Annotated in this window: 24 protein-coding genes; 13 read left to right on the top strand and 11 right to left on the bottom strand. The window is 59.2% G+C overall.

Annotated features, from left to right (window positions below; all coding sequences use genetic code 11):
- Positions 1-63: 63 nt before the first annotated feature.
- Positions 64-507, bottom strand: a complete 444-nt coding sequence (locus JFT81_RS27955) for a PilZ domain-containing protein (RefSeq protein WP_201148625.1) — start codon at positions 505-507, stop codon at positions 64-66.
- Between JFT81_RS27955 and JFT81_RS27950 the strand changes: the two genes are divergently transcribed.
- From JFT81_RS27950 to cysB, 5 genes are all read left to right on the top strand, one after another.
- On the top strand, positions 506-892 hold the full coding sequence (locus tag JFT81_RS27950; RefSeq protein ID WP_201230825.1) for a thioredoxin family protein: 387 nt from the start codon (positions 506-508) through the stop codon (positions 890-892). The two genes, JFT81_RS27955 and JFT81_RS27950, sit on opposite strands and share 2 nt — an antisense overlap.
- Complete coding sequence (locus JFT81_RS27945) at positions 893-1,846, top strand: putative 2-dehydropantoate 2-reductase (protein WP_201230824.1); 954 nt, start codon at positions 893-895, stop codon at positions 1,844-1,846.
- A gap of 34 nt (positions 1,847-1,880) precedes the next feature.
- A complete protein-coding gene (locus JFT81_RS27940) occupies positions 1,881-2,786 on the top strand; it encodes a 5'-nucleotidase (protein ID WP_201230823.1) in 906 nt (301 codons plus the stop codon).
- Positions 2,787-2,884: 98 nt separating this feature from the next.
- Positions 2,885-3,388, top strand: coding sequence for a universal stress protein (locus JFT81_RS27935; protein WP_201230822.1), 504 nt, complete (start codon positions 2,885-2,887; stop codon positions 3,386-3,388).
- 113 nt (positions 3,389-3,501) lie between these two features.
- Positions 3,502-4,476, top strand: a complete 975-nt coding sequence (gene cysB, locus JFT81_RS27930; RefSeq protein WP_007908591.1) for an HTH-type transcriptional regulator CysB — start codon at positions 3,502-3,504, stop codon at positions 4,474-4,476.
- A gap of 9 nt (positions 4,477-4,485) precedes the next feature.
- On the opposite strand, the gene JFT81_RS27925 is transcribed toward cysB, so the two are convergent.
- Together JFT81_RS27925 and JFT81_RS27920 are read right to left on the bottom strand one after the other, a co-directional pair.
- The gene (locus tag JFT81_RS27925; RefSeq protein ID WP_201230821.1) at positions 4,486-4,968 is read right to left on the bottom strand and encodes a GreA/GreB family elongation factor; all 483 of its coding nucleotides are present in this window, start codon (positions 4,966-4,968) and stop codon (positions 4,486-4,488) included.
- 2 nt (positions 4,969-4,970) lie between these two features.
- Positions 4,971-5,381 carry a hypothetical protein gene (locus tag JFT81_RS27920; RefSeq protein WP_201230819.1) on the bottom strand — a complete coding sequence of 137 codons (411 nt, stop codon included), beginning with the start codon at positions 5,379-5,381 and terminating at the stop codon, positions 4,971-4,973.
- A gap of 124 nt (positions 5,382-5,505) precedes the next feature.
- Between JFT81_RS27920 and earP the strand changes: the two genes are divergently transcribed.
- Both earP and JFT81_RS27910 read left to right on the top strand, forming a co-directional pair.
- A complete protein-coding gene (gene earP, locus JFT81_RS27915; RefSeq protein ID WP_201230817.1) occupies positions 5,506-6,648 on the top strand; it encodes an elongation factor P maturation arginine rhamnosyltransferase EarP in 1,143 nt (380 codons plus the stop codon).
- 48 nt (positions 6,649-6,696) lie between these two features.
- Positions 6,697-7,266: an elongation factor P gene (locus JFT81_RS27910; protein ID WP_123534886.1), complete on the top strand. Its 570-nt coding sequence runs from the start codon at positions 6,697-6,699 to the stop codon at positions 7,264-7,266.
- 144 nt (positions 7,267-7,410) lie between these two features.
- Here JFT81_RS27910 and JFT81_RS27905 read toward each other — a convergent pair whose 3' ends face one another.
- From JFT81_RS27905 to JFT81_RS27895, 3 genes are all read right to left on the bottom strand, one after another.
- The gene (locus tag JFT81_RS27905) at positions 7,411-7,830 is read right to left on the bottom strand and encodes an organic hydroperoxide resistance protein (RefSeq protein ID WP_201230808.1); all 420 of its coding nucleotides are present in this window, start codon (positions 7,828-7,830) and stop codon (positions 7,411-7,413) included.
- Positions 7,831-8,128: 298 nt separating this feature from the next.
- Positions 8,129-8,593 (bottom strand): MarR family transcriptional regulator, encoded by a 465-nt coding sequence (locus JFT81_RS27900; protein WP_201230806.1) that lies wholly within the window; start codon positions 8,591-8,593, stop codon positions 8,129-8,131.
- A gap of 72 nt (positions 8,594-8,665) precedes the next feature.
- Positions 8,666-9,622 (bottom strand): LysR family transcriptional regulator, encoded by a 957-nt coding sequence (locus JFT81_RS27895; protein ID WP_201230804.1) that lies wholly within the window; start codon positions 9,620-9,622, stop codon positions 8,666-8,668.
- A 110-nt stretch (positions 9,623-9,732) separates the two neighbouring features.
- On the opposite strand from JFT81_RS27895, the gene JFT81_RS27890 reads away from it, so the two are divergent.
- The gene (locus JFT81_RS27890; RefSeq protein WP_201230801.1) at positions 9,733-10,482 is read left to right on the top strand and encodes a sulfite exporter TauE/SafE family protein; all 750 of its coding nucleotides are present in this window, start codon (positions 9,733-9,735) and stop codon (positions 10,480-10,482) included.
- On the opposite strand, the gene JFT81_RS27885 is transcribed toward JFT81_RS27890, so the two are convergent.
- The gene (locus JFT81_RS27885; protein WP_201231100.1) at positions 10,472-11,326 is read right to left on the bottom strand and encodes a LysR substrate-binding domain-containing protein; all 855 of its coding nucleotides are present in this window, start codon (positions 11,324-11,326) and stop codon (positions 10,472-10,474) included. The genes JFT81_RS27890 and JFT81_RS27885 overlap by 11 nt on opposite strands.
- A gap of 96 nt (positions 11,327-11,422) precedes the next feature.
- Here JFT81_RS27885 and JFT81_RS27880 point away from each other — a divergent pair, with 96 nt between their 5' ends.
- Together JFT81_RS27880 and JFT81_RS27875 are read left to right on the top strand one after the other, a co-directional pair.
- On the top strand, positions 11,423-11,644 hold the full coding sequence (locus JFT81_RS27880; RefSeq protein WP_201230799.1) for a DUF1127 domain-containing protein: 222 nt from the start codon (positions 11,423-11,425) through the stop codon (positions 11,642-11,644).
- Positions 11,645-11,708: 64 nt separating this feature from the next.
- Positions 11,709-12,935, top strand: coding sequence for a winged helix-turn-helix domain-containing protein (locus tag JFT81_RS27875; protein WP_201230797.1), 1,227 nt, complete (start codon positions 11,709-11,711; stop codon positions 12,933-12,935).
- A gap of 132 nt (positions 12,936-13,067) precedes the next feature.
- On the opposite strand, the gene JFT81_RS27870 is transcribed toward JFT81_RS27875, so the two are convergent.
- Entirely contained in the window at positions 13,068-14,414 is a 1,347-nt protein-coding gene (locus tag JFT81_RS27870) for a 3-deoxy-7-phosphoheptulonate synthase class II (RefSeq protein ID WP_103304747.1), read from the bottom strand.
- A 151-nt stretch (positions 14,415-14,565) separates the two neighbouring features.
- Between JFT81_RS27870 and JFT81_RS27865 the strand changes: the two genes are divergently transcribed.
- Positions 14,566-15,321 carry a spermidine synthase gene (locus JFT81_RS27865; RefSeq protein ID WP_201230796.1) on the top strand — a complete coding sequence of 252 codons (756 nt, stop codon included), beginning with the start codon at positions 14,566-14,568 and terminating at the stop codon, positions 15,319-15,321.
- A gap of 135 nt (positions 15,322-15,456) precedes the next feature.
- On the opposite strand, the gene JFT81_RS27860 is transcribed toward JFT81_RS27865, so the two are convergent.
- Positions 15,457-16,248 carry a crotonase/enoyl-CoA hydratase family protein gene (locus JFT81_RS27860; RefSeq protein ID WP_201230795.1) on the bottom strand — a complete coding sequence of 264 codons (792 nt, stop codon included), beginning with the start codon at positions 16,246-16,248 and terminating at the stop codon, positions 15,457-15,459.
- Between the two features lie 422 nt (positions 16,249-16,670).
- Between JFT81_RS27860 and JFT81_RS27855 the strand changes: the two genes are divergently transcribed.
- On the top strand, positions 16,671-18,344 hold the full coding sequence (locus JFT81_RS27855; RefSeq protein WP_008088238.1) for a DEAD/DEAH box helicase: 1,674 nt from the start codon (positions 16,671-16,673) through the stop codon (positions 18,342-18,344).
- Positions 18,345-18,501: 157 nt separating this feature from the next.
- Here JFT81_RS27855 and JFT81_RS27850 read toward each other — a convergent pair whose 3' ends face one another.
- Entirely contained in the window at positions 18,502-19,269 is a 768-nt protein-coding gene (locus JFT81_RS27850; RefSeq protein WP_201230794.1) for a class III extradiol ring-cleavage dioxygenase, read from the bottom strand.
- A gap of 103 nt (positions 19,270-19,372) precedes the next feature.
- Between JFT81_RS27850 and JFT81_RS27845 the strand changes: the two genes are divergently transcribed.
- The gene (locus tag JFT81_RS27845; protein ID WP_201230793.1) at positions 19,373-20,029 is read left to right on the top strand and encodes a thiopurine S-methyltransferase; all 657 of its coding nucleotides are present in this window, start codon (positions 19,373-19,375) and stop codon (positions 20,027-20,029) included.
- 87 nt (positions 20,030-20,116) lie between these two features.
- Here JFT81_RS27845 and JFT81_RS27840 read toward each other — a convergent pair whose 3' ends face one another.
- Complete coding sequence (locus JFT81_RS27840; protein ID WP_008088233.1) at positions 20,117-20,338, bottom strand: YgdI/YgdR family lipoprotein; 222 nt, start codon at positions 20,336-20,338, stop codon at positions 20,117-20,119.
- Between the last annotated feature and the right edge of the window lie 78 nt (positions 20,339-20,416).

Here is a 20,416-nt window from a genome sequence, read left to right as displayed (position 1 = left end):
AGCGGAACCTTAGCGCGTCAAGCGCTGCTCGACAATGGGCAAGTAACTGTTTAGAGAAGCGCGTCAGTCCAGCACTGGCTGGGCGAAAGCCTTGCGCACGCTGTCATGGGAGAACTCCTCGGCGTGTTGCTCGACCCATTGCAGCGCCAGTGCCTGAATATCCTGCAGGTCATCGTGGGCATCGTTCATGCGGCAATAGCGTTCGATCTGACACACCTGCTCACCCATTCTTGCGCTGAACAGCGTCTGTTCATCGGTGAACGCGATCCCCACCAGATAGCCCTTTTTGCGCCGCAGGCACCACGCCACATAGCCCGGATAACAGATGTCGGCATTGAGCGTCGGCATGCGCACTTGCAGCGCCGTGCCATGGCGCCAGGCGCGGTGGTAATTGCAAGCGATGCCGCCGAGGCTGATAGTGTGCAGCTGTTGCCTGGAAATACACTCAGGCTTGAGCAAGGTTAATTCAACCGGCACCTCGTCCGGATGAGGTATGAAACGTCCCATGAGCACAGACTCCCTGTGTCGGCCATTTGACATTGTTTCCCCCAGTATAGTGGTCGAATCCGAACTGACTGATTTCGACGCCGACCAACGGCTGTTGGCGATGAACGGCGTTTCTCTGGTGATTTTTACCAGTGTCGGCTGCGCCAGCTGTCGCTTCGCCCGCGAGGTCTTACCGGGATTCGATCTGGCAGTGGATCGCCTGTGCTGGATTGATGCCGGCTACAACGGCGGGTTGGTGGAGCGTTATCAGGTCTTTCATTTGCCGGCGCTGTTTGTCGTGCGCGACGGCGAGTTCTTTGGAGCATTGCACACGCGCCTGGCTGCTGATGCGCTGAATGCGGCACTGGCCCAGGCACTGGATCGAATTGCAGAGGAGTTGCCATAAATGGGGACAATCAACAAACCGGTGGTGGGGATTATCGGTACTGGGGCCATCGGCGGGTTCTACGGTTTGATGCTGGCGCGGGCCGGATTCAATGTGCACTTTCTGTTGCGCAGCGAATTCTCTGCCGTTGCCGAGCGTGGTTTGCAGGTGGACAGCGCGGTGCACGGCAAGCTGACTCTCGATCCGGTGCAGGCCTATTCTGCGGCCGAAGACATGCCGCCGTGCGACTGGCTTCTTGTCGGCGCCAAGACCACCAGCACCGCCGGTCTCGCCCCGGCGATCGTTCAGGCAGGCAAACCCGACGCGAAAGTGCTGGTGTTGCAAAACGGTCTGGACGTCGAGGACAGCCTGCGTGAACTGCTCCCCGACTCCCTGCATGTATTGGGCGGTTTATGCCTGATCTGCGTGCATCGTGACGGGCCGGGGCAGATTACCCATCAGGCCCTCGGCGCGGTGAATGTCGGTTATCACAGCGGCCCGGCCGTCGATGAAGCGGCGCGCATGGCGTTGGTCGAGGAGGGCGCCGGCCTGTTTCGCAGCGCCGGTATCGACTCGCAGGCGATGCCCAATCTGCACCAGGCACGCTGGCAGAAACTGATCTGGAACATTCCTTATAACGGTCTCTCGGTGCTACTCGGGGCGAGCACGACGCCACTGATGGCTGACGCCGACAGTCGCGCATTGATTCAGGCATTGATGGCTGAAGTGGTGCAGGGCGCCCAGGCTTGTGGCCACCAGATCCCGGCCGGTTACGCCGAGTATCTGTTCACGATGACCGAGAAAATGCCCGATTACTGGCCAAGCATGTACCACGATTTTTCGCATCAGCGACCGCTGGAGCTTGAGGCCATTTATGCCCGTCCACTGGCGGCGGCGAAAGCGGCGGGCTGTGAGCTGCCGCGAATCGAGGCGTTGTATCGCAGTTTGAGTTTTATCGATCGACGCAACATTTGAGTCGATCGTTTTTTTTTGCAAGGCGGGGGAAGGCATGGCCAAGAACATCGATGACAAACTGGTGCTGGCGATTTCGTCGCGTGCCCTGTTCGACCTGAGCGAGAGCCACAAGGTCTACCTGGCGAGCGGTGTCGAAGCCTATCGGCAATATCAGATCGAACACGAAGACGAGATTCTTGCGCCCGGCGATGCCTTCCCGCTGGTGGAAAAACTCCTGAACCTGAACACTCGCCTCGGCCGCGCGCGGGTCGAGGTGATCCTGGTGTCGCGCAACAGCGCCGACACCGGTTTGCGCGTGTTCAACTCGATTCACCATTACGGTCTGGCGATTTCCCGCGCAGCGTTTGTCGGCGGGCGCAGTCCGTATCCGTATCTGAAAGCCTTCGGTTGCGACCTGTTTCTGTCGACGCATGCCGAGGATGTGCGCGCGGCGCTGGATGCCGGTTTTGCCGCCGCGACGATTTTGTCCGGTGGCGCCAGCCGCGCGGCCAGCGATGAACTGCGCATTGCCTTCGACGGTGACGCGGTGATTTTTTCCGACGAATCGGAGCGCGTCTATCAGTCCGGTGGGCTGGAAGCGTTTCAGGCCAAGGAACGTGAATCGGCGCGCGAGCCATTGCGCGGTGGGCCGTTCAAGGGCTTCCTCGCCGCGCTTAATCTGTTGCAGCGCGAGTTTCCCGATGACGACTGCCCGATCCGCACGGCGCTGGTCACCGCGCGGTCGGCACCGGCACACGAACGGGTGATCCGCACCTTGCGTGAATGGGATATCCGCCTGGACGAATCACTGTTCCTCGGTGGCTTGACCAAATCGGCGTTTCTCGAAGCGTTTGCCGCCGACGTGTTCTTCGACGATCAGGCCGGTCACTGTGAACTCGCCCGCGAAGTGGTCGCCACTGGCCATGTGCCGCATGGCATCAGCAACGAACCGTCGATCTAAAGCCCCTGTGCTTCAAGACGTTGCGTCGCACGTCGTACTCGCCAAGGCACTGCTAAGCTGAATCAAATCTCCGCCATGTTGGCTTGCGAGGAGGTCATATGATTCGTTCGATGCTGTATGCCACTGACCTCGGTCTGTACGCACCGTTGGTGATGCAGCATGCCCTGGCGTTGGCGCGAACGTTCAACGCCGACTTGTATGTAGTGCATGCGGTAGAACCGATGGGGCTGTTTGCCGAATCGGTGTTGCAGAGCTATCTCGACGAGCAGGCGTTGAACGAATTCCACAGCGAGGGTCTGAAAACAGTCATTGCCAATATCGAGCAGCGGGTGCTGGAGAGTTTTCGCGAAGAACTGGGGGATGAGGGCGAGCAGGATTTGCAACGGATTCGCGCGGTGCGTGTGCTGCAGGGCGATCCGTCGCAGGTGATTCTCGACCAGGTGGAGAAACTCTCCGTCGATTTGCTGATCGTAGGCAGTCACAGCCATGGGGTGGGCGCGGAAACACCGTTGGGGCGCACGGCGACACGGGTCCTGCAATTGGCCAAGGTGCCGGTTTATCTGGTGCCACTGGTGGAACGTCGGCGGCGGGAGGATCGCTGAAGCGGGATTAATGGCGTTTTGATAAAAAAGTTCTAGATTTATTCTCCAAACCATTAATATAGTTATATACCGTCGCTGATGCCCGTGGCGTCTACCTGCTTTGAGGGATTCATATGAAGCTTCAACAATTGCGCTACATCTGGGAAGTGGCGCACCACGACCTCAACGTCTCCGCTACAGCCCAAAGCCTTTACACCTCGCAACCGGGCATCAGTAAACAAATCCGTCTGCTGGAAGATGAACTCGGTGTTGAAGTGTTTGCCCGCAGCGGCAAGCACCTGACCCGCGTCACGCCAGCCGGCGAGCGCATCATCACCACCGCCGGTGAGATTCTGCGCAAGGTTGAAAGCATCAAGCAGATCGCCCAGGAGTTCTCCAACGAGAAGAAAGGTACCCTGTCGATCGCCACCACTCACACCCAGGCGCGTTATGCCTTGCCGCCGGTGATCAGCAATTTCATCAAGCAATACCCCGACGTTGCGCTGCACATGCATCAGGGTTCGCCGATGCAGATCGCTGAAATGGCCGCTGACGGCACCGTCGATTTCGCCATCGCCACTGAAGCGCTGGAGTTGTTCGGCGATCTGGTGATGATGCCGTGCTACCGCTGGAACCGCTGCGTGGTCGTACCGCAGGGCCACCCGCTGACCAAACTGCCGAAGCTGACCCTCGAAGCATTGGCCGAATACCCGATCGTGACATACGTGTTCGGTTTTACTGGCCGTTCAAAACTCGACGAAGCCTTCAGCCATCGTGGCCTGACGCCGAAAGTAGTGTTCACCGCTGCCGACGCCGACGTGATCAAAACCTACGTGCGTCTTGGCCTGGGCGTGGGCATCGTGGCGAAAATGGCGGTCGACACCAAACTCGACAACGATCTGGTGGTGCTGGATGCCAGTGAGCTGTTCGAATCGAGCATCACCAAAATCGGTTTCCGTCGCGGCACTTTCCTGCGCGGTTTCATGTGCGATTTCATTGAGAAGTTCGCGCCGCACCTGACCCGTGAAGTGATGGCCAAAGCCATTCAGTGCCACAACAAGCAGGAACTGGAAGAGCTGTTCGACGGCGTCGAACTGCCGGTTCACTAAGCACCTGTCTCAAAGCACCTCGGTGACAGCAAACTGTTGCCGGGTGCCCGCCACCAGAATTTCCACCTCATCGCCTTCGAACTTGCCCAGCAGGCTTTTGCCCAGCGGCGAGCGCGGGGTGATGACGGTAATCGGTTGACCCACCACATCGACTTTCAGGCCCGCCGCATCCGGCGCCAGAAACAGCCATTGCTCGCGACCCTTTTCATCTTCCAGGCCGAGCAGGGCGCCGACCTCTATTCCACGGTTTTCATCATAGGCGCGCAGTGTCAGGTTCTGGCACAGCACCAGTGACTGACGGATTTCCTCAACCCGTTTCGCCTGCCCGGCTGCCAGGTACGACGCCTCTAAACCCAGCGTGTCGTACTTGTTTTCGGCGATGTTCTCTTCGTGGGTCGCGGTTTCGTAAGCGGTTTGCGCGGCGCGTTCGGCGATGTCGAGGTCGATGCGCAGTTTGTCGATAATCAGTTGGTGGACGCTGTGCTTGTTCATGATCAATCGCAGAATTGCAAAACGTTGGCGCGGCTCTTTTCGCTGGGCGCGGTCTGATCCTGCTGCAGCCAGAACTGGCATTTTGGGTTCGCCTGGTTACGGCTGCTGCTGCGTGCCTGATCAAGGCGATTCTGCTGCTCGTTCTTGCGCAGGTTTTCTTCGTACTGATCGAACAACGGACTCTGCGGCGGGATGTCCGGACGCTCCTGGACGGCAGCCGGTGGATTGGCCAGTTGCTGTACCGCCTGAGCGACCGGGGCCAATTGTTCGTTGAACAGAAATCGAGAGAGCAGCCAGCAGGTCAGTGCGATGGCGAGAAAGCCCAGCCACAGGCCCAAGGCAATGCTGCCGGTCAGATGCAGCGCGCTAAGCTGAACAGGCAAGGGGGGACGCGAGTTGGGACGGTAGGGCATGGCTGCCTCCTGGCGGATGATTGCGGGCAAGTGGCGATTGTCGCACGAAGATTAATCGCCGTCGGCTCTTCTGCGCGAGGTCATTTATGCGGACAATCGCTGCTTTTGCCAACGGGAGTCTTGAATGCTGGAACTGAAACCCCGCTGGGATATTTTCTGCACCGTGGTCGACAACTATGGCGACATCGGCGTGACCTGGCGTCTGGCCCGGCAATTAGTGGCTGAACATTCATTGGCGGTGCGGCTGTGGGTCGATGATCTGCGGGCGTTCGAGCGGATTTGCCCGGAAATCGACAGCAATGCCGCACGGCAATGGCAGCAAGGCGTCGAAGTGCGCCATTGGCCGCGCGAATGGGCACCGACCGGAGCGGCTGATGTGGTGATCGCCGCGTTCGCCTGTCAATTGCCCACTGATTACATGGACGCCATGGCCGAGCGGGCGAAACCGCCGCTGTGGATGAATCTCGACTATCTGAGTGCCGAAGATTGGGTTGTTGGCTGCCACGGCTTGCCGTCGGTGAAGTACAAATCGGTGCAGAAGATCTTCTTTTTTCCGGGGTTCCAGGCGGGCACGGGTGGATTGCTGCGTGAGCGAGGATTGCTTGAGCAGCGTCGGCAGTTTCAGCAGGATCCGCCAGCGCAGCGACAATTCCTGCAAGGTCTGGGGATCGAGCGCGCGCCCGAGGCTCAGTTGATTTCGCTGTTTGCCTACGAGAACGCCGGGCTGGCCAGTTGGCTCGATGTATTGGCCGCTGATGCGAAACCGAACCATCTGCTGGTGCCGGAAGGGCGAATTCTCGGCGACGTGGCGCGCTGGCTTGGGGTGGAAACCCTCAGCGTCGGCGCTATTGAGGTGCGCCAGTCATTGACCGTGCAAGTGCTGCCGTTTGTCCGTCAGGATCAATATGATCGTCTGCTCTGGTGTTGTGATTTCAACGCGGTGCGCGGCGAAGACTCGTTCGTCCGGGCGCAATGGGCAGGGCGGCCGATGCTCTGGCACATCTATCAGCAGGACGAAGACATCCATCTGGACAAGCTCGATGCCTTCCTGGCGCTCTATACAAAAGGCCTGTCGCCGGCAGCCGCTGAGGCGATGAACGGTCTTTGGCAGGCGTGGAGCGCTGGTCTGCCGATCGGGGAACACTGGCTCAATGCCCGGAATTATTGGCCAGAGCTGCAAGAAAACGCCGAGGGATGGTGTCTGGAACAAGGCTTGCAGGCCGATCTTGCCGCGGCGCTGGTACAGTTTTACCTAAATTGGATATGATACGCGGCCTAGATTTTTGTAAATCCCATCCAAATTCGGATATTCGCAATGAAAACTGGTAAAGAACTCAAACCCGGTACAGTGATTCGTCTCGAAAACGATCCTTGGCTGGTTCAGAAAGCTGAATTCACCAAGTCGGGCCGTAACAGCGCGATCATGAAGACCAAGCTGAAAAACCTGCTGACCGGTTACAAGACCGAGATCGTTTACAGCGCTGACGACAAACTGGACGACGTAATCCTCGACCGCAAAGAAGCGACCCTGTCGTTCATCAGCGGCGACACCTACACGTTCATGGACACCACTGACTACACCATGTACGAGCTGAACGCTGAAGATATCGAAAGCGTTCTGCCGTTCATCGAAGAAGGCATGACCGACGTTTGCGAAGCCGTGTTCTTCGAAGATCGTCTGGTATCCGTAGAGCTGCCGACCACCATCGTGCGCGTAGTTGACTACACCGAAGGTTCGGCTCGCGGCGACACTTCCGGCAAAGTAATGAAGCCAGCCAAGCTGAGCAACGGTACTGAGCTGCAAGTTGCTGACTTCATCGAAATCGGTGACAAGATCGAGATCGACACCCGCGAAGGCGGTTCCTACAAAGGCCGTGCTAAATAAGCACTGCTTTTCGCGGAAAGAAAAAGCCCGACCATTGAGTCGGGCTTTTTTGTGCCTGCTGAAAGATCAAAAGATCGCAGCCTGCGGCATTTCCTACAGGATTCGGTGTAGGCGCTGTCGCAGGCTGCGATCTTTTTGCTTTATTCAGACAGTGACGTGCAGACGAACATCGACATTGCCACGGGTGGCGTTGGAGTACGGGCAGACCTGGTGCGCGGCGTCGACCAGCGATTGCGCGTCGGCTTGTTCCAGGCCTGGCAGGCTGACGTGCAAATCGATGTCCAGACCGAAGCCGCCAGGAATCTGGCCAATACCGACGTGGGCGGTGATCGAGGCGTCATCCGGGATTTTGCGTTGGGTCTGGCTGGCCACGAATTTCAGCGCGCCGATGAAGCAGGCCGAGTAACCGGCAGCAAACAGTTGCTCAGGGTTGGTCGCTGCACCGCCAGCGCCGCCGAGTTCTTTCGGGGTGGCGAGTTTGACATCGAGGATATTGTCGCTGGAGATCGCACGACCATCACGGCCGCCGGTGGAGGTTGCGATTGCGGTGTAGAGCGTTTGCATGGTGTGAGCCTCGTCGGATGTAATATTTTGCGCTAATTGTTTGCGCGCTAAGTAAGTGCGAGATGAATGTAGCTCGCTAATATCTTGCGCGCAAGATAATTTTTCTGAAAATGCAGCGCTGATAATTCCGATGCTTCGTTCAATGACGTTTATAAGCGCGGTCTAGAGCGGTTGGAGGGCGTTTTCGGAAGGCGAAAAGTCTTTGTAGGAGCAAGGCTTGCCCGCGATGGCGGTGTATCAGTCAAAGCGATTCCGGCAGGGAGCAAGTCTTCGCGGGCAAGCCTTGCTCCTACAAGAATCAGGCGAGGCTGTTTTGCAGGTAGCTGCGCAGGGCCTGCAATTCGGACTGCAGGTTTTGCAGACGCTCCAGGCTGAAGCCGCTGGCGCCGAGGATGCACGGCGGAACGCTGCGCGCCTGGTCTTTCAGTGCTCGACCTTGCTCGGTCAGTTCGACAATGACCACGCGTTCATCCTCACGGCTGCGAGTGCGGCTGAGCAAGCCTTCGCCTTCCAGCCGTTTCAGCAGCGGCGTCAGTGAACCCGGATCGGTCAGCAGCCGCGTGCTGATTTCTCCGACGGTCAGACCATCCTTTTCCCACAGCACCATCATCGCCAGGTACTGCGGATACGTCAGGCCCAGCGCTTGCAACAGCGGCTTGTAAACCTTGGTCATCATCAGTGAAGTCGAGTGCAGGGCAAAGCACGCCTGGTTGTCCAGCAGCAGTTCTTCGCAAACGTCAGGGGTGTTGTGGTCGATGGTCATATCTAAGCCTTGATCGGTGATGGGCATGAATCTAGCGCTCGAATGTTTAATGCGCCAGATAATTATCCGTCACTAGTGACGACCCAGATCCCGCTGCAGCGCCAGATCCCAAGGGGGCACCGGGCTGAACCGCGTCTTCAGGTACTCCAGCAGCAAACGGCTGCGGGAGTGGGTCTGCTGCTCCATGCGCAGTGCGTAGATGCCCGTAGATTCAGCTTTCGGCAGGCCACTTTCGCAAAACAGCGGCAGCAGTTCCCCGCGCAGCAGATATTCGCTGGCCAGCCAGGTGGGCAAGTGGGCGATGCCCAGCCCGGCCAAGGCGCCACACACGAGTGCCTCGGCATTGTTGGCGCTCATGCGGATGCGTGCCGGACGGTGCAAGTGCATTTGCCCGTCCTGTTCGAAACGCCAGGCGAAGGGCGGGGCCAGTCCTTCCCAATCCAGTCCGTCATGCTCGTTCAACTGTGCTGGTTGCTTGGGCACGCCGCGACGCTTGAGATAGTCCGGGCTGGCGCAGGCAATGCGCACCATGCTCGCCAACGGCGTGGCGACCAGTCGTGTGTCGGCCAATTGCCCCGCACGTAGCACCAGATCAACCTTGCCCAGGTTCGAACCGCCCATGTCGACGAAACTGTCGATCAGGTGCAATTGCACGTCCAGCCCTGGGTAGAGAACGAGGAAGTCGGCAATCACCGGCGCCAGATGCCGCCGCCCGAACGCTGCCGGGGCATCGATGCGAATCAAGCCTTCGGGTGCGCTGCTCAGGGAAACCGCTTCGGCCCGGGCCAGTTGCAGTTCGGCGACGATGCGCCGCGCTCGCTCGGCGAACGCCAGACCGGCCGGCGTAGCGAGTACGGCGTGAGTACTGCGAATGAACAACTGGCTGCCGACGGCATTCTCCAGACTGTCGATGCGCCGCGCGACCGCTGATGGCGTCAGCGGATGCCGGCGCGAGGCGGCGGAAAAGCTGCCACTCTCCAGCACATCGAGAAACAGCCCGAGTTGATCGGTCAATTGATTGGGATTCATGTGGATTCAACGCTTGTGCGATATCGGCACAGCCATTGTGCGTTGCTGTGCGTTTCCCCGCCAGCCGTGACTGCGTAGGATGAATCGCCTGACGTAAGAGGAATTTGGCTGTGATGGAGTTTTTGTTGTACCTGCTGTTCGGCGCGGCGCTCGGCACGCTCGGAGGTATCTTCGGCATCGGTGGCGGTTTGATTGCCATTCCATTGCTCGGCGTGTGGTTCGGGCTGGATCAACAGATTGCCCAGGGCACGGCGCTGGTGATGGTGGTGCCCAACGTGATGCTGGCGCTGTGGCGCTACCACCAGCGCAATCGCATCGAACTGCGCCACGCTTTGCCGTTGGCGGTAATGGGATTCTGCTTTGCCTGGATCGGCTCGATCTGGGCGATGGGCATTGATGCGCAAACCATGCGTATCGGCTTCGTCGCGTTTCTTGTGGTGCTGTCGGCCTACAACCTGCTGAAAATGTTCGGTCGTCAACCCGCTACCACTTCCGAAATGCGTTATTCGTGGCCGTGGCTCGGCGTACTCGGTGCGGCGTCCGGGACCATGGGAGGGTTGTTCGGTGTTGGTGGGGCGGTGGTAGCGACGCCGGTGCTGACCAGCCTGTTCGGTACCACGCAAGTGGTTGCCCAGGGTTTGTCGCTGGCGCTGGCATTGCCAAGCACTGGCGTCACCCTGGTGACTTACGCGGTGCACCACGAAGTGGACTGGATGATCGGCTTGCCGCTCGCCATCGGCGGTCTGGCCAGCATCAGTTGGGGGGTGAAGGTCGCCCACGCGATGCCGGAGAAACTCCTGCGTGGGCTGTTTTGCGGCTTTCTGGTGCTGTGTGCGGTGATGCTCGCGTTTAAAGTTTGAAACCTTCGACGATGTGCTCGGCCAGGCACTCGGTGATCGGCGACGGATTGTTCAGGTTGCGGATCAGCATAATGCTCGCCTCGGGCAGCAATGGCAGGTCTTCGGCGGCGCCGAGAATGCGCATGTCCGGGGTGATCAGACTTTCCAGTTGGGCGGTAATCGCCAGACCTGCGCTGACCACGGCCATCAGCGCCGACAAACTGGTGCTGTTGTAGGCGATACGGTAATCGCGGCCCATCGCGTCCAGCGCGTTGCACGCCCACAAGCGGCAGAAACAATCACTGTTGAACATCGCCAGTGGCAGCGGTGTTTGCTCGTGGGCGCTGAAGTTTTGCGCCTCGGCCCAGACGAAACGCTCCTTGCGCAGCAATTGGCCGATCTCGTTGCCCGGCTCGCGAGTGACGATCGATAGATCGAGATCGGTGCGTTGCAGCAGTTGTTTGGTCGACTCGCAGTGCACTTCGATCTGGATCAGCGGATAGAACTGTGCGAATCGCGAGAGGATCCCCGGCAGAAAGCGCATCACGTAATCATCCGGCGTACCAATGCGCACGGTGCCGACCATGTGTGGCTCGCGCAACGTGTTGAACACTTCGCTGTGCAGTTTGAGGATGCGCCGCGCATACCCGAGCAGCACCTGGCCTTCCGCAGTCAGGCGCACCTGACGGCCTTCGCGCTCGAATAGCTGGCGCTGCAAAACGTCTTCTTCCAGACGCTTCATCTGCATGCTCACCGCCGATTGCGTGCGGTTGACCATCTCGCCTGCGCGGGTAAAGCCACCCTGGTCGGCAATCGCGACAAAGGTGCGCAGTACATCGGTATCGATACTTGGGTAGGCCGACAATTGATGAATCTCCGTGATGCATGCCATCAGAAACATTCGTTGGATTGATCTTAGCGCCGGCGCGAGACTTGAGCCATCCACATGGAGGGCAACACGATGAAAGGTCAAAGCGAGTATGTAAGGGACGATAAATTTGCCGGTCACGGCCATATCGTTTCCGATTTGCTGCACAAGTTTAGCCGCTGGTACGAACTGCACCGCGAACGTGAGTTGCTCGCCAGTCTGAGTGACGAAGCGTTGAAGGACATCGGGATCAGCCGTGCCGATGTCGAACATGAAGCGGTGCGGCCGTTCTGGGACGACCCAATGCACAAATGATCAGGGGATTACTACACAAACAACTTTCAGGTGAGGTAGGTTGCGAGCAGACAAGGAGATGCTCATGCGCGCGACACTGTCCTTTTCCCTCAATCAGGCTCGACGTCTGGCGCTGGCTGCCCAAGGATTCAACGGGCGCCAGCCGCCGACCGTCAAGGCAACGCACGTCAACCGGCTGATCGAACGGCTGGGCCTTTTGCAGATTGATTCCGTCAACGCTGTTGTGCGCTCGCACTACCTGCCGCTGTTTTCCCGTCTCGGCGCCTATTCTTCCGATTTGCTCGACCAGGCCGCCTGGAGTTCAGGGCGACGTCGTACGTTGTTTGAATACTGGGGGCACGAGGCGTCGTTGCTGCCGCTGTCGATGTATCCGCTGATGGGCTGGCGGATGCAGCGGGCCAGGCGTGGCGAAGATATCTATCAGCAATTGGCAAAGTTTGGCCGCGAGCAGCCAGACGTGGTGCGCCGGGTATTGAGCGCAGTCGAAGAGCGTGGCGCATTGGGTGCTGGCAGTCTGTCGACTCGCGAAGGCAAGCCCGGCCAATGGTGGGACTGGAGTGCGGAGAAGCATGCGCTGGAATGGTTGTTCGCTGCCGGTGAGGTGACGGTGGCCGGACGGCGCGGTTTTGAGCGTTTGTACGATTTGCCGGAGCGGGTGCTCCCGTTATCGACCCTGCAACAAGCGCTCCCCGATGAAGCCCAGGCGCAGCGTGGGTTGCTGCTGCACGCAGCGCAGGCACTGGGCGTTGGCACCGAAAAAGATCTGCGTGATTACTTTCGTCTGAATCCTGCTGACGCGCGTCCGCGTTTGGCGGAACTGGTTGAGGCGGGGCAACTGCAAATGTGCGAAGTCGCCGGTTGGCGGCAGATCGCTTATTGCCTGGCGGAGCCGAAAGTCCCGCGCAAGGTTGTCGCCAGTGCGCTGCTGTCGCCCTTCGATTCGTTGATTTGGGAGCGTAGCCGGACGGAGCGGCTGTTCGACTTCCGCTATCGGCTGGAGATTTACACACCGCAGGACAAGCGGGTTTACGGCTATTACGTGTTGCCGTTTTTGCACAACGAGCGCATTGCTGCGCGGGTCGATCTGCGCGCCGAGCGGGCGTCAGGACGGTTGGCGGTGCATGCAGTGCACGAAGAGAAAACGGGGTTGGATGAGCAGGGCATGTTGGCGCTGGCGGTGAATTTGCGGCGGATGGCGAATTGGTTGGGGCTTGCGCGGGTGCAGCTGAATTGTCAGCGCGAGAGTGCCGCACGGTTGCGGGTGGCATTGACGCAGATCGGGAGCGATTGAGCGGACGCCATCGCTGGCAAGCCAAGCTCCCACAGTGATCGGGTCGGTCACAAAATCTGTGTACGACGCGAATCGTGTGGGAGCCTGGCTTGCCAGCGATGGGGCCAGGTCAGGCGATAAAGATGTCCAGCCTCAGCGGCGGACTTGCTTCAGGGTTTCAGCAATCAGGAACGCCAACTCCAGCGACTGATCAGCATTCATCCGCGGATCACAATGCGTGTGATACCGATCCGACAACCCGTCTTCAGTAATCGGCCGCGCGCCACCAATGCACTCGGTGACATTTTGCCCGGTCATCTCGATGTGAATACCGCCGGCATAAGTGCCTTCTGCTTCGTGCACCTGGAAGAACTGTTTGACCTCACCAAGGATTTGCGCGAAGTCGCGGGTCTTGTAGCCGCTGCTGGCCTTGATGGTGTTGCCGTGCATCGGGTCGGAACTCCACAGCACCTGCTTGCCTTCACGCTGCACTGCACGAATCAGCGCTGGCAGGTGATCGCCGACCTTGTTCGCGCCCATGCGCGCGATGAGGTTCAGGCGGCCCGGGTCGTTGCTCGGGTTGAGCACGTCGATCAGGCGAATCAGGTCGTCCGGGTTCATGCTCGGGCCGACTTTGACGCCGATCGGGTTGTTCACGCCGCGAAGGAATTCGACATGCGCACCGTCGAGCTGACGGGTACGGTCGCCGATCCAGAGCATGTGCGCCGAGCAATCGTAGTAATCATTGGTCAGGCTGTCGCGACGCACGAAGGCTTCTTCGTAGTTCAGCAGCAGCGCTTCGTGAGCGGTGAAAAAGCTGGTTTCGCGCAGTTGCGGCGAGCTGTCCATGCCGCAGGCACGCATGAACGCCAGCGTTTCATCGATGCGATCGGCGAGGTGGCTGTACTTCTCGGCCAGCGCCGAGTTGGCAATGAAATCGAGGTTCCATTTGTGCACCTGATGCAGGTCGGCAAAACCGCCTTGGGCGAAGGCGCGCAACAGGTTCAGCGTCGCGGTGGACTGGTGATAGGATTGCAGCAGGCGTTCCGGATCCGGCACGCGGCTCTTTTCGTCGAAGCCGATGCCGTTGACGATGTCGCCACGGTAGGCGGGCAGGGTCACGCCGTCGATAGTCTCGTCGTTGGCCGAACGCGGCTTGGCGAACTGACCGGCCATGCGCCCGACCTTGACCACCGGGCAACCGGCCGCGAAGGTCATGACGATCGCCATTTGCAGCAACACTTTAAAGGTGTCGCGAATCTTCGCTGCGGAGAATTCGGCGAAGCTTTCCGCGCAATCGCCGCCCTGCAGCAGGAACGCCCGGCCCTGAGTCACTTCGGCAAACTGACGGCGCAGTTCGCGCGCCTCGCCGGCAAACACCAATGGCGGATAACTGGCCAGGGTTTGCTCGACCTGGCGCAGGTGCGCGGCGTCGGGGTATTGGGGTTGTTGCTGGATCGGCAGGGCGCGCCAGCTGTCAGGGCTCCACGGTTGGCTCATCACGGTCTCTAAGGTTCTACGCACGGAAGGCCATGGTATCAGCAAATTAGTGCGTGACCTGTTCCTGCCCCTTCGCCGACAATCGCCGTTTTGCCACGGCGCCATAGCGGTGCCATCGCGTCACCGCGCCCGGTGACCATCAGGAGACGAAATGACTGAGGAGCGCGTCGAGCATCTGCTCGCCGAAGTACAGGATGAGTTCGGCGTGATTCGCGTGCTGGAAGTGGCTGATTATCGCTTTCTGGAATTCGGTGATGCGATCGAGCAGAGCTGCGTGTTCACTGCTGACCCGAGCTGGCTGGAATACGACTACACCCGCGCGATGCTGATCGGCGCGTTGTGCCATGAGCTGCCGGAGAGTGCGCTGTTTCTCGGGCTGGGTGCGGGGACGTTGACTCAGGCGTGCCTCAAGTTCTTGCCGCTGGAAGACGTCGAAGCCATCGAGTTGCGCCCGGACGTGCCGCGCCTGGCCATCGAATACCTTGGGCTGGACGATGATCCGCGTTTGTATATCCGTGTCGGTGATGCGTTGGAGTTGTTGCCGACGGCGGAACCTGCGGATCTGATCTTCGTCGACCTCTACACTGACGTCGGGCCGGGTGTCGGGCATCTGGCGTGGGGTTTTCTCGGTGATTGCCAGAAGCGTTTGAATCCAGGTGGCTGGCTGGTGATCAACCAGTGGGCTACCGATGATGGCCAGCCACTGGGCGCGGCGCTGTTGCGCGGGCTCTATCACCGGCATTACTGGGAGCTGCCGGTGAAGGAGGGCAATGTGATTCTGCTGGTGCCGGCGGACCTCGATCAGGAGCTGGACATGCAGGCGCTGAGCGCCCGGGCCGAAGCACTGGCGCCGCAGTTGGGCTACTCGCTGGAGTCGTTGATCAAGGCGATTCGCCCGGCCACATGATTCGCTGAATGTGCCGGCCCCATCGCGGGCAAGCCCGCTCCCACAGTGACCGTGTCCTTCACAGATTTTGTGTACGGCGCGGAACCTGTGGGAGCGGGCTTGCCCGCGATGGGGTCGGCATGACCGCCACCTGTTTCAAATACCTTTGAATATTCCGGGGCGCCGTTCCACCAACGACCGTACCCCCTCCTTGGCATCCTCGCTCGCCAGCAACTTCTTCACCAACGCCGGCAATCCCTGTGCCGCCGCCGTCTCACCCTCATACCGCGCCTGGCGCGCCGACATCAACGTTGCCTGCACCCCTAACGGTGCCTGCCGGGCAATCCGTTCGGCCAATTCAATCGCCCGTGGCAGCAAATCCTCACTGGCCATCACTTCCTGCACCAACCCCAAGCGCAACGCATCGTGCGCATCAAACTCGTCACCGGTCAGCAACCAGCGCATCGCGTTGCCCCAACCGGCGATCTGCTGAAAACGCAACGTCGCGCCACCAAAAGGAAAGATCCCACGCTGTACTTCCATTTGCGCGAAGCGGGTATTGCTCGCACAAAGATTGATATCAGCAGCCAGCATCAATTCGATACCGATGGTCGGGCAATAACCCTGCGCAGCGACAATTACCGGTTTGCTCACCCTCGGCCCGACGAATACACCCCACGGATCACAACCGCCGGTCGGAACCCGCCAGCCTTGGGCCAGCGCCGAGCTGGCATTCACTAGATCGAGACCGGCGGTAAAGTGCTCGCCGTGGCCGAACACCACAGCCACCCGGGCTTCACTGTCGGCCTCGAACTCGCCGTAAGCCAGGCTTAGCTCATTGAGCAGGTCGAGGTCGAAAGCATTGCGCTTGGCCGCTCGATCCAGGCCGATCAAGTGCATGTGGCCACGACGTTCTCGGCTGACGCGGCCGGGGCAGGGCTGGTTCATGGTAAATCCTCGGGCGGGAAGGGCGGGTGCGGCGACGGAATGCCGCACGTCGGTGAATCGTTTAAGCGTCATCGCCCGCAGGGCCGGGCCTTTGAAAAATAGACCTTGGCGCGATTATCCGCAAAACCCCGTTACACAGCGGTGACACACGCATTCAGACGATAAAAAAAGCTCCCTTTTTGGGCAAAATCCGGTATAGTGCGCGCCGGCCTTTAACCGGGCCGCGTTTAGGTAGCGCAATTTCCCGAAGTCAGCTTCGGCTGCACGTCCGCATTGCGGGCTCTTCCCGGACGATTCTTTTTTTCATTCATTCGTTTTCGCAAATCCCCGCCGACAAAGCTGCCAGGGCGACTCTTGAGTCTCAACACGGCATGCGCAGCTTTGGAGCATGGGTCTTTGCGGATGCACTTAGAGGCAGACCCATGACCCAGGAAACCGGCGGATTCGCCGCTTTTAATCTTAACCCGAATATTCTTGCAGCCGTCGCAGCGACCGGCTACGAAGAGCCTTCGGCGATTCAGCAGCAATCGATCCCGATCATCATGGCCGGCCAGGACATGATTGGCCAAGCGCAAACCGGTACCGGTAAAACCGCCGCGTTCGCTCTGCCTATTCTGCACCGCATCGATCCTGCCAAGCGCGAACCGCAAGCCCTGATCCTGGCGCCAACCCGAGAGTTGGCGCTGCAAGTAGCAACCGCTTTTGAAACCTACGCCAAGCAAATGCCAGGCGTCACCGTTGTTGCCGTTTACGGCGGCGCGCCGATGGGCCCGCAACTCAAGGCTATCCGTAACGGCGCACAGATCGTTGTCGCCACTCCGGGCCGTCTGTGCGACCACCTGCGTCGCGACGAGAAAGTTCTGTCGACCGTGAACCACCTGGTTCTCGACGAAGCTGACGAAATGTTGAAGCTGGGCTTTATGGATGACCTGGAAGTCATCTTCAAGGCTCTGCCAGCGACCCGTCAGACCGTTTTGTTCTCGGCTACCCTGCCGCAGTCGATCCGCGCCATTGCCGAACGCCATCTGCGCGATCCGCAACACGTGAAGATCCAGACCAAGACCCAGACTGTTACCGCGATCGAACAGGCTCACCTGTTGGTTCACGCTGACCAGAAGACTTCGGCCGTTCTCAGCTTGCTGGAAGTGGAAGATTTCGACGCTCTGATCATGTTCGTACGCACCAAGCAAGCGACCCTGGATCTGGCCAGTGCCCTCGACGCCAAAGGCTACAAAGCCGCTGCGCTGAACGGTGACATCGCCCAGAACCAGCGTGAGCGCGTCATCGACTCGCTGAAAGATGGCCGTCTGGACATCGTTGTGGCGACCGACGTTGCTGCTCGTGGTCTGGACGTTCCGCGCATCACTCACGTGTTCAACGTTGACATGCCGTACGATCCGGAATCCTACGTTCACCGTATCGGCCGTACTGGCCGTGCCGGTCGCGAAGGTCGTGCACTGCTGCTGGTGACTCCACGTGAGCGCCGCATGCTGCAAGTGATCGAGCGTGTAACCGGTCAGAAAGTTGCTGAAGTCCGCCTGCCGGACGCACAGGCAGTTCTCGATGCACGCATCAAGAAACTGACCAACAGCCTGTCGCCGCTGGTTGCTGATGCCGAGTCGACTCACGGTGAACTGCTTGATCGTCTGACTGCAGACATCGGTTGCACTCCGCGTGCTCTGGCTGCTGCGCTGCTGCGCAAAGCCACCAACGGTCAAGCGCTGAACCTGGCGGCGATCGAGAAGGAACGTCCACTGGTGCCGAACAACGCACCGCGTGGCGACCGTCCTGAGCGTACCGGTGACCGTCCTGATCGTGGTGACCGCGAGCGTCGCGCGCCAATGCCTTTGGGCGAAGGCCGTGCTCGTTGCCGTACCGCGCTGGGTGCGCGTGACGGTATCGCTGCGAAAAACCTGCTGGGCGCCATCCTCAACGAAGGTGGTCTGGCCCGTGAAGCGATCGGTCGCATCCAGGTGCGTGACAGCTTCAGCCTCGTCGAGCTGCCGGAAGATGGTCTGGACAAACTCCTGACCAAACTGAAGGACACTCGCGTTGCCGGTAAGCAGCTGAAACTGCGTCGCTATCGCGAAGATTGATCCGCCCTTGGGCTGATTGATCGAACATAAAAAATCCCCGACTGGTTCGGGGATTTTTTTGTCTGTTTTTCAAGATCAAGAGATCGCAGCCTTCGGCAGCTCCTACAGGGAAATGCATTCTCATGCAGGAGCTGCCGAAGGCTGCGATCTTTTGCTTTTAACCGAAACGATAAATATCCATCCCCAGCGCCCCCATCGTGAACCCCTGATGCGCCACGCTGAACTCGCCACCTGCCCCTCGCGCAAAATACAACGGCAACAAATGCTCATCACTCGGATGGCTGCGTACTGCGTTCGGCGCCTGCTGGCGGTAGTCGTGCAGCGCCGCCTCATCGTCGGCCGCGAGCTTTGCGATTACCCAGTCACGGAAGTCTTTAGCCCACGGTTCAACGCTTTCCGGCCCAGCATGCCAATCCAGTTCGCGCAGGTTGTGGGTGATGCTGCCAGAGCCGATCAGCAGAATCCCTTGCTCGCGTAAACCGGCCAGCGCCCGGCCAACGCGGGTCTGAAGCGCCGGGCCTGCGCGGCTTGGCAAGGAAATCTGCACCACTGGAATATCGGCCTGCGGATACATCAGCGATAAGGGCACCCACACGCCGTGATCGAACGGACGTTGCGGATCGAGGCGCGCAAGCAGACCGTTGGCGGCCAGCAGATCGGCGACTTCGGCAGCCAGTTGCGGATTGCCTGGCGCCGGGTATTGCACTTCAAACAACGCACGAGGGAAGCCGCCGAAATCATGCCAGGTTTCCGGTTGCGCATGGCTGCTGACCAGTAATTCTTGGCTCTCCCAGTGGGCGGAGACGATCACGATGGCTTTGGGTTTCGGCAGTTCGGCTGCCAAACGTGCGAGAGCCGGGCCGCTGGCGCCGGGCTCCAGTGCGAGCATGGGCGAACCGTGGGAAATAAACAGGCTGGGAAACATGATGGGTTCCTGAGCGGTAAGATGAGGTCATCTTCAGTCAGATCATTGATCTAAATCTAATATAAGTTTTAACGCCTTTTGATCGATTTTTTAGGGGATATTCATGCAGCCTGAGTTTTGGCAAAAGAAGTGGGCTTCCAATCAGATCGGCTTCCATCTGCCGCAAGTGAACCCGTATCTGCAACGGTATTGGCCGGATCTCGCGATCCCGACGCAAGCGGGCGTGCTGGTGCCTTTGTGTGGGAAAAGTCTGGATTTGCTGTGGCTGGCGGGACTTGGCCACCGCGTGCTCGGGATCGAGCTGGCGGAAAAAGCCGTCGAAGACTTTTTCGCTGAACAATCACTGCAACCGCAAGTCAGTGAGCAGGGTGCGTTCAAGGTCTATCGCGCGGGCCTCATCGAGTTGTGGTGCGGTGATGTTTTCGCGCTGACAGCGACAGACGTTGCTGATTGCACGGCACTCTATGACCGCGCAGCGCTGATCGCCTTGCCGCCGCCGATGCGTGAGCAGTATGCGGCGCATCTGCAAAGCATCTTGCCTGTTGGGTTACAGGGATTATTGATCACGCTGGATTACGATCAGACGCAAATGGCTGGGCCACCCTTCTCGGTTGACGATGCGCAGGTGCAGCGTTTGTTGGGTTCAACATGGCAGGTGAAGCTGTTAGAGGCGCAGGACGTGTTGGACGATAGCTGGAAATTTGTCCAGGCGGGAGTGACGCGGCTGGAAGAGCGGGTTTATCGGATTTCCGCTGAATAACGTTCGCAGAGCAATAAAAAATGCCCCGACAGGTCGGGGCATTTTTTTGGCCAGGCAATCTGACCGTTTCAGGTATCGCTTTGAACTTTACAGTTCTTTAACGGTGCGAACCTGATCCTTGTTGATGCGAGTCTCTTTGCCGTCAAGCTGCTTGAACTCGTAGAAGCCCGAATCATCATCGTATTTCGGGGTGTCGACGGCCTGGATTTCGCGACCGTCATTCAGCGTGATCACTGTTGGCGAGGAGCAACCGGCGAGGGTGGCCAAGCCCAGTGCGAGCATGAGAGTGGCGAGGGTCCGTTGAGTCATGAGTGTGTCTCCGAGTGGAAATTCTTTTGGTTACTGAGGCTGAGACGTACACAAGGCGTGAGAGTTCCTTGAATGCTG

The organism is Pseudomonas sp. TH43, from assembly GCF_016650635.1.
Classification (GTDB): Bacteria; Pseudomonadota; Gammaproteobacteria; order Pseudomonadales; family Pseudomonadaceae; genus Aquipseudomonas.
Note: the sequence above shows the minus strand (reverse complement) of the source record. Positions and strands in the feature narration are given on the sequence as shown.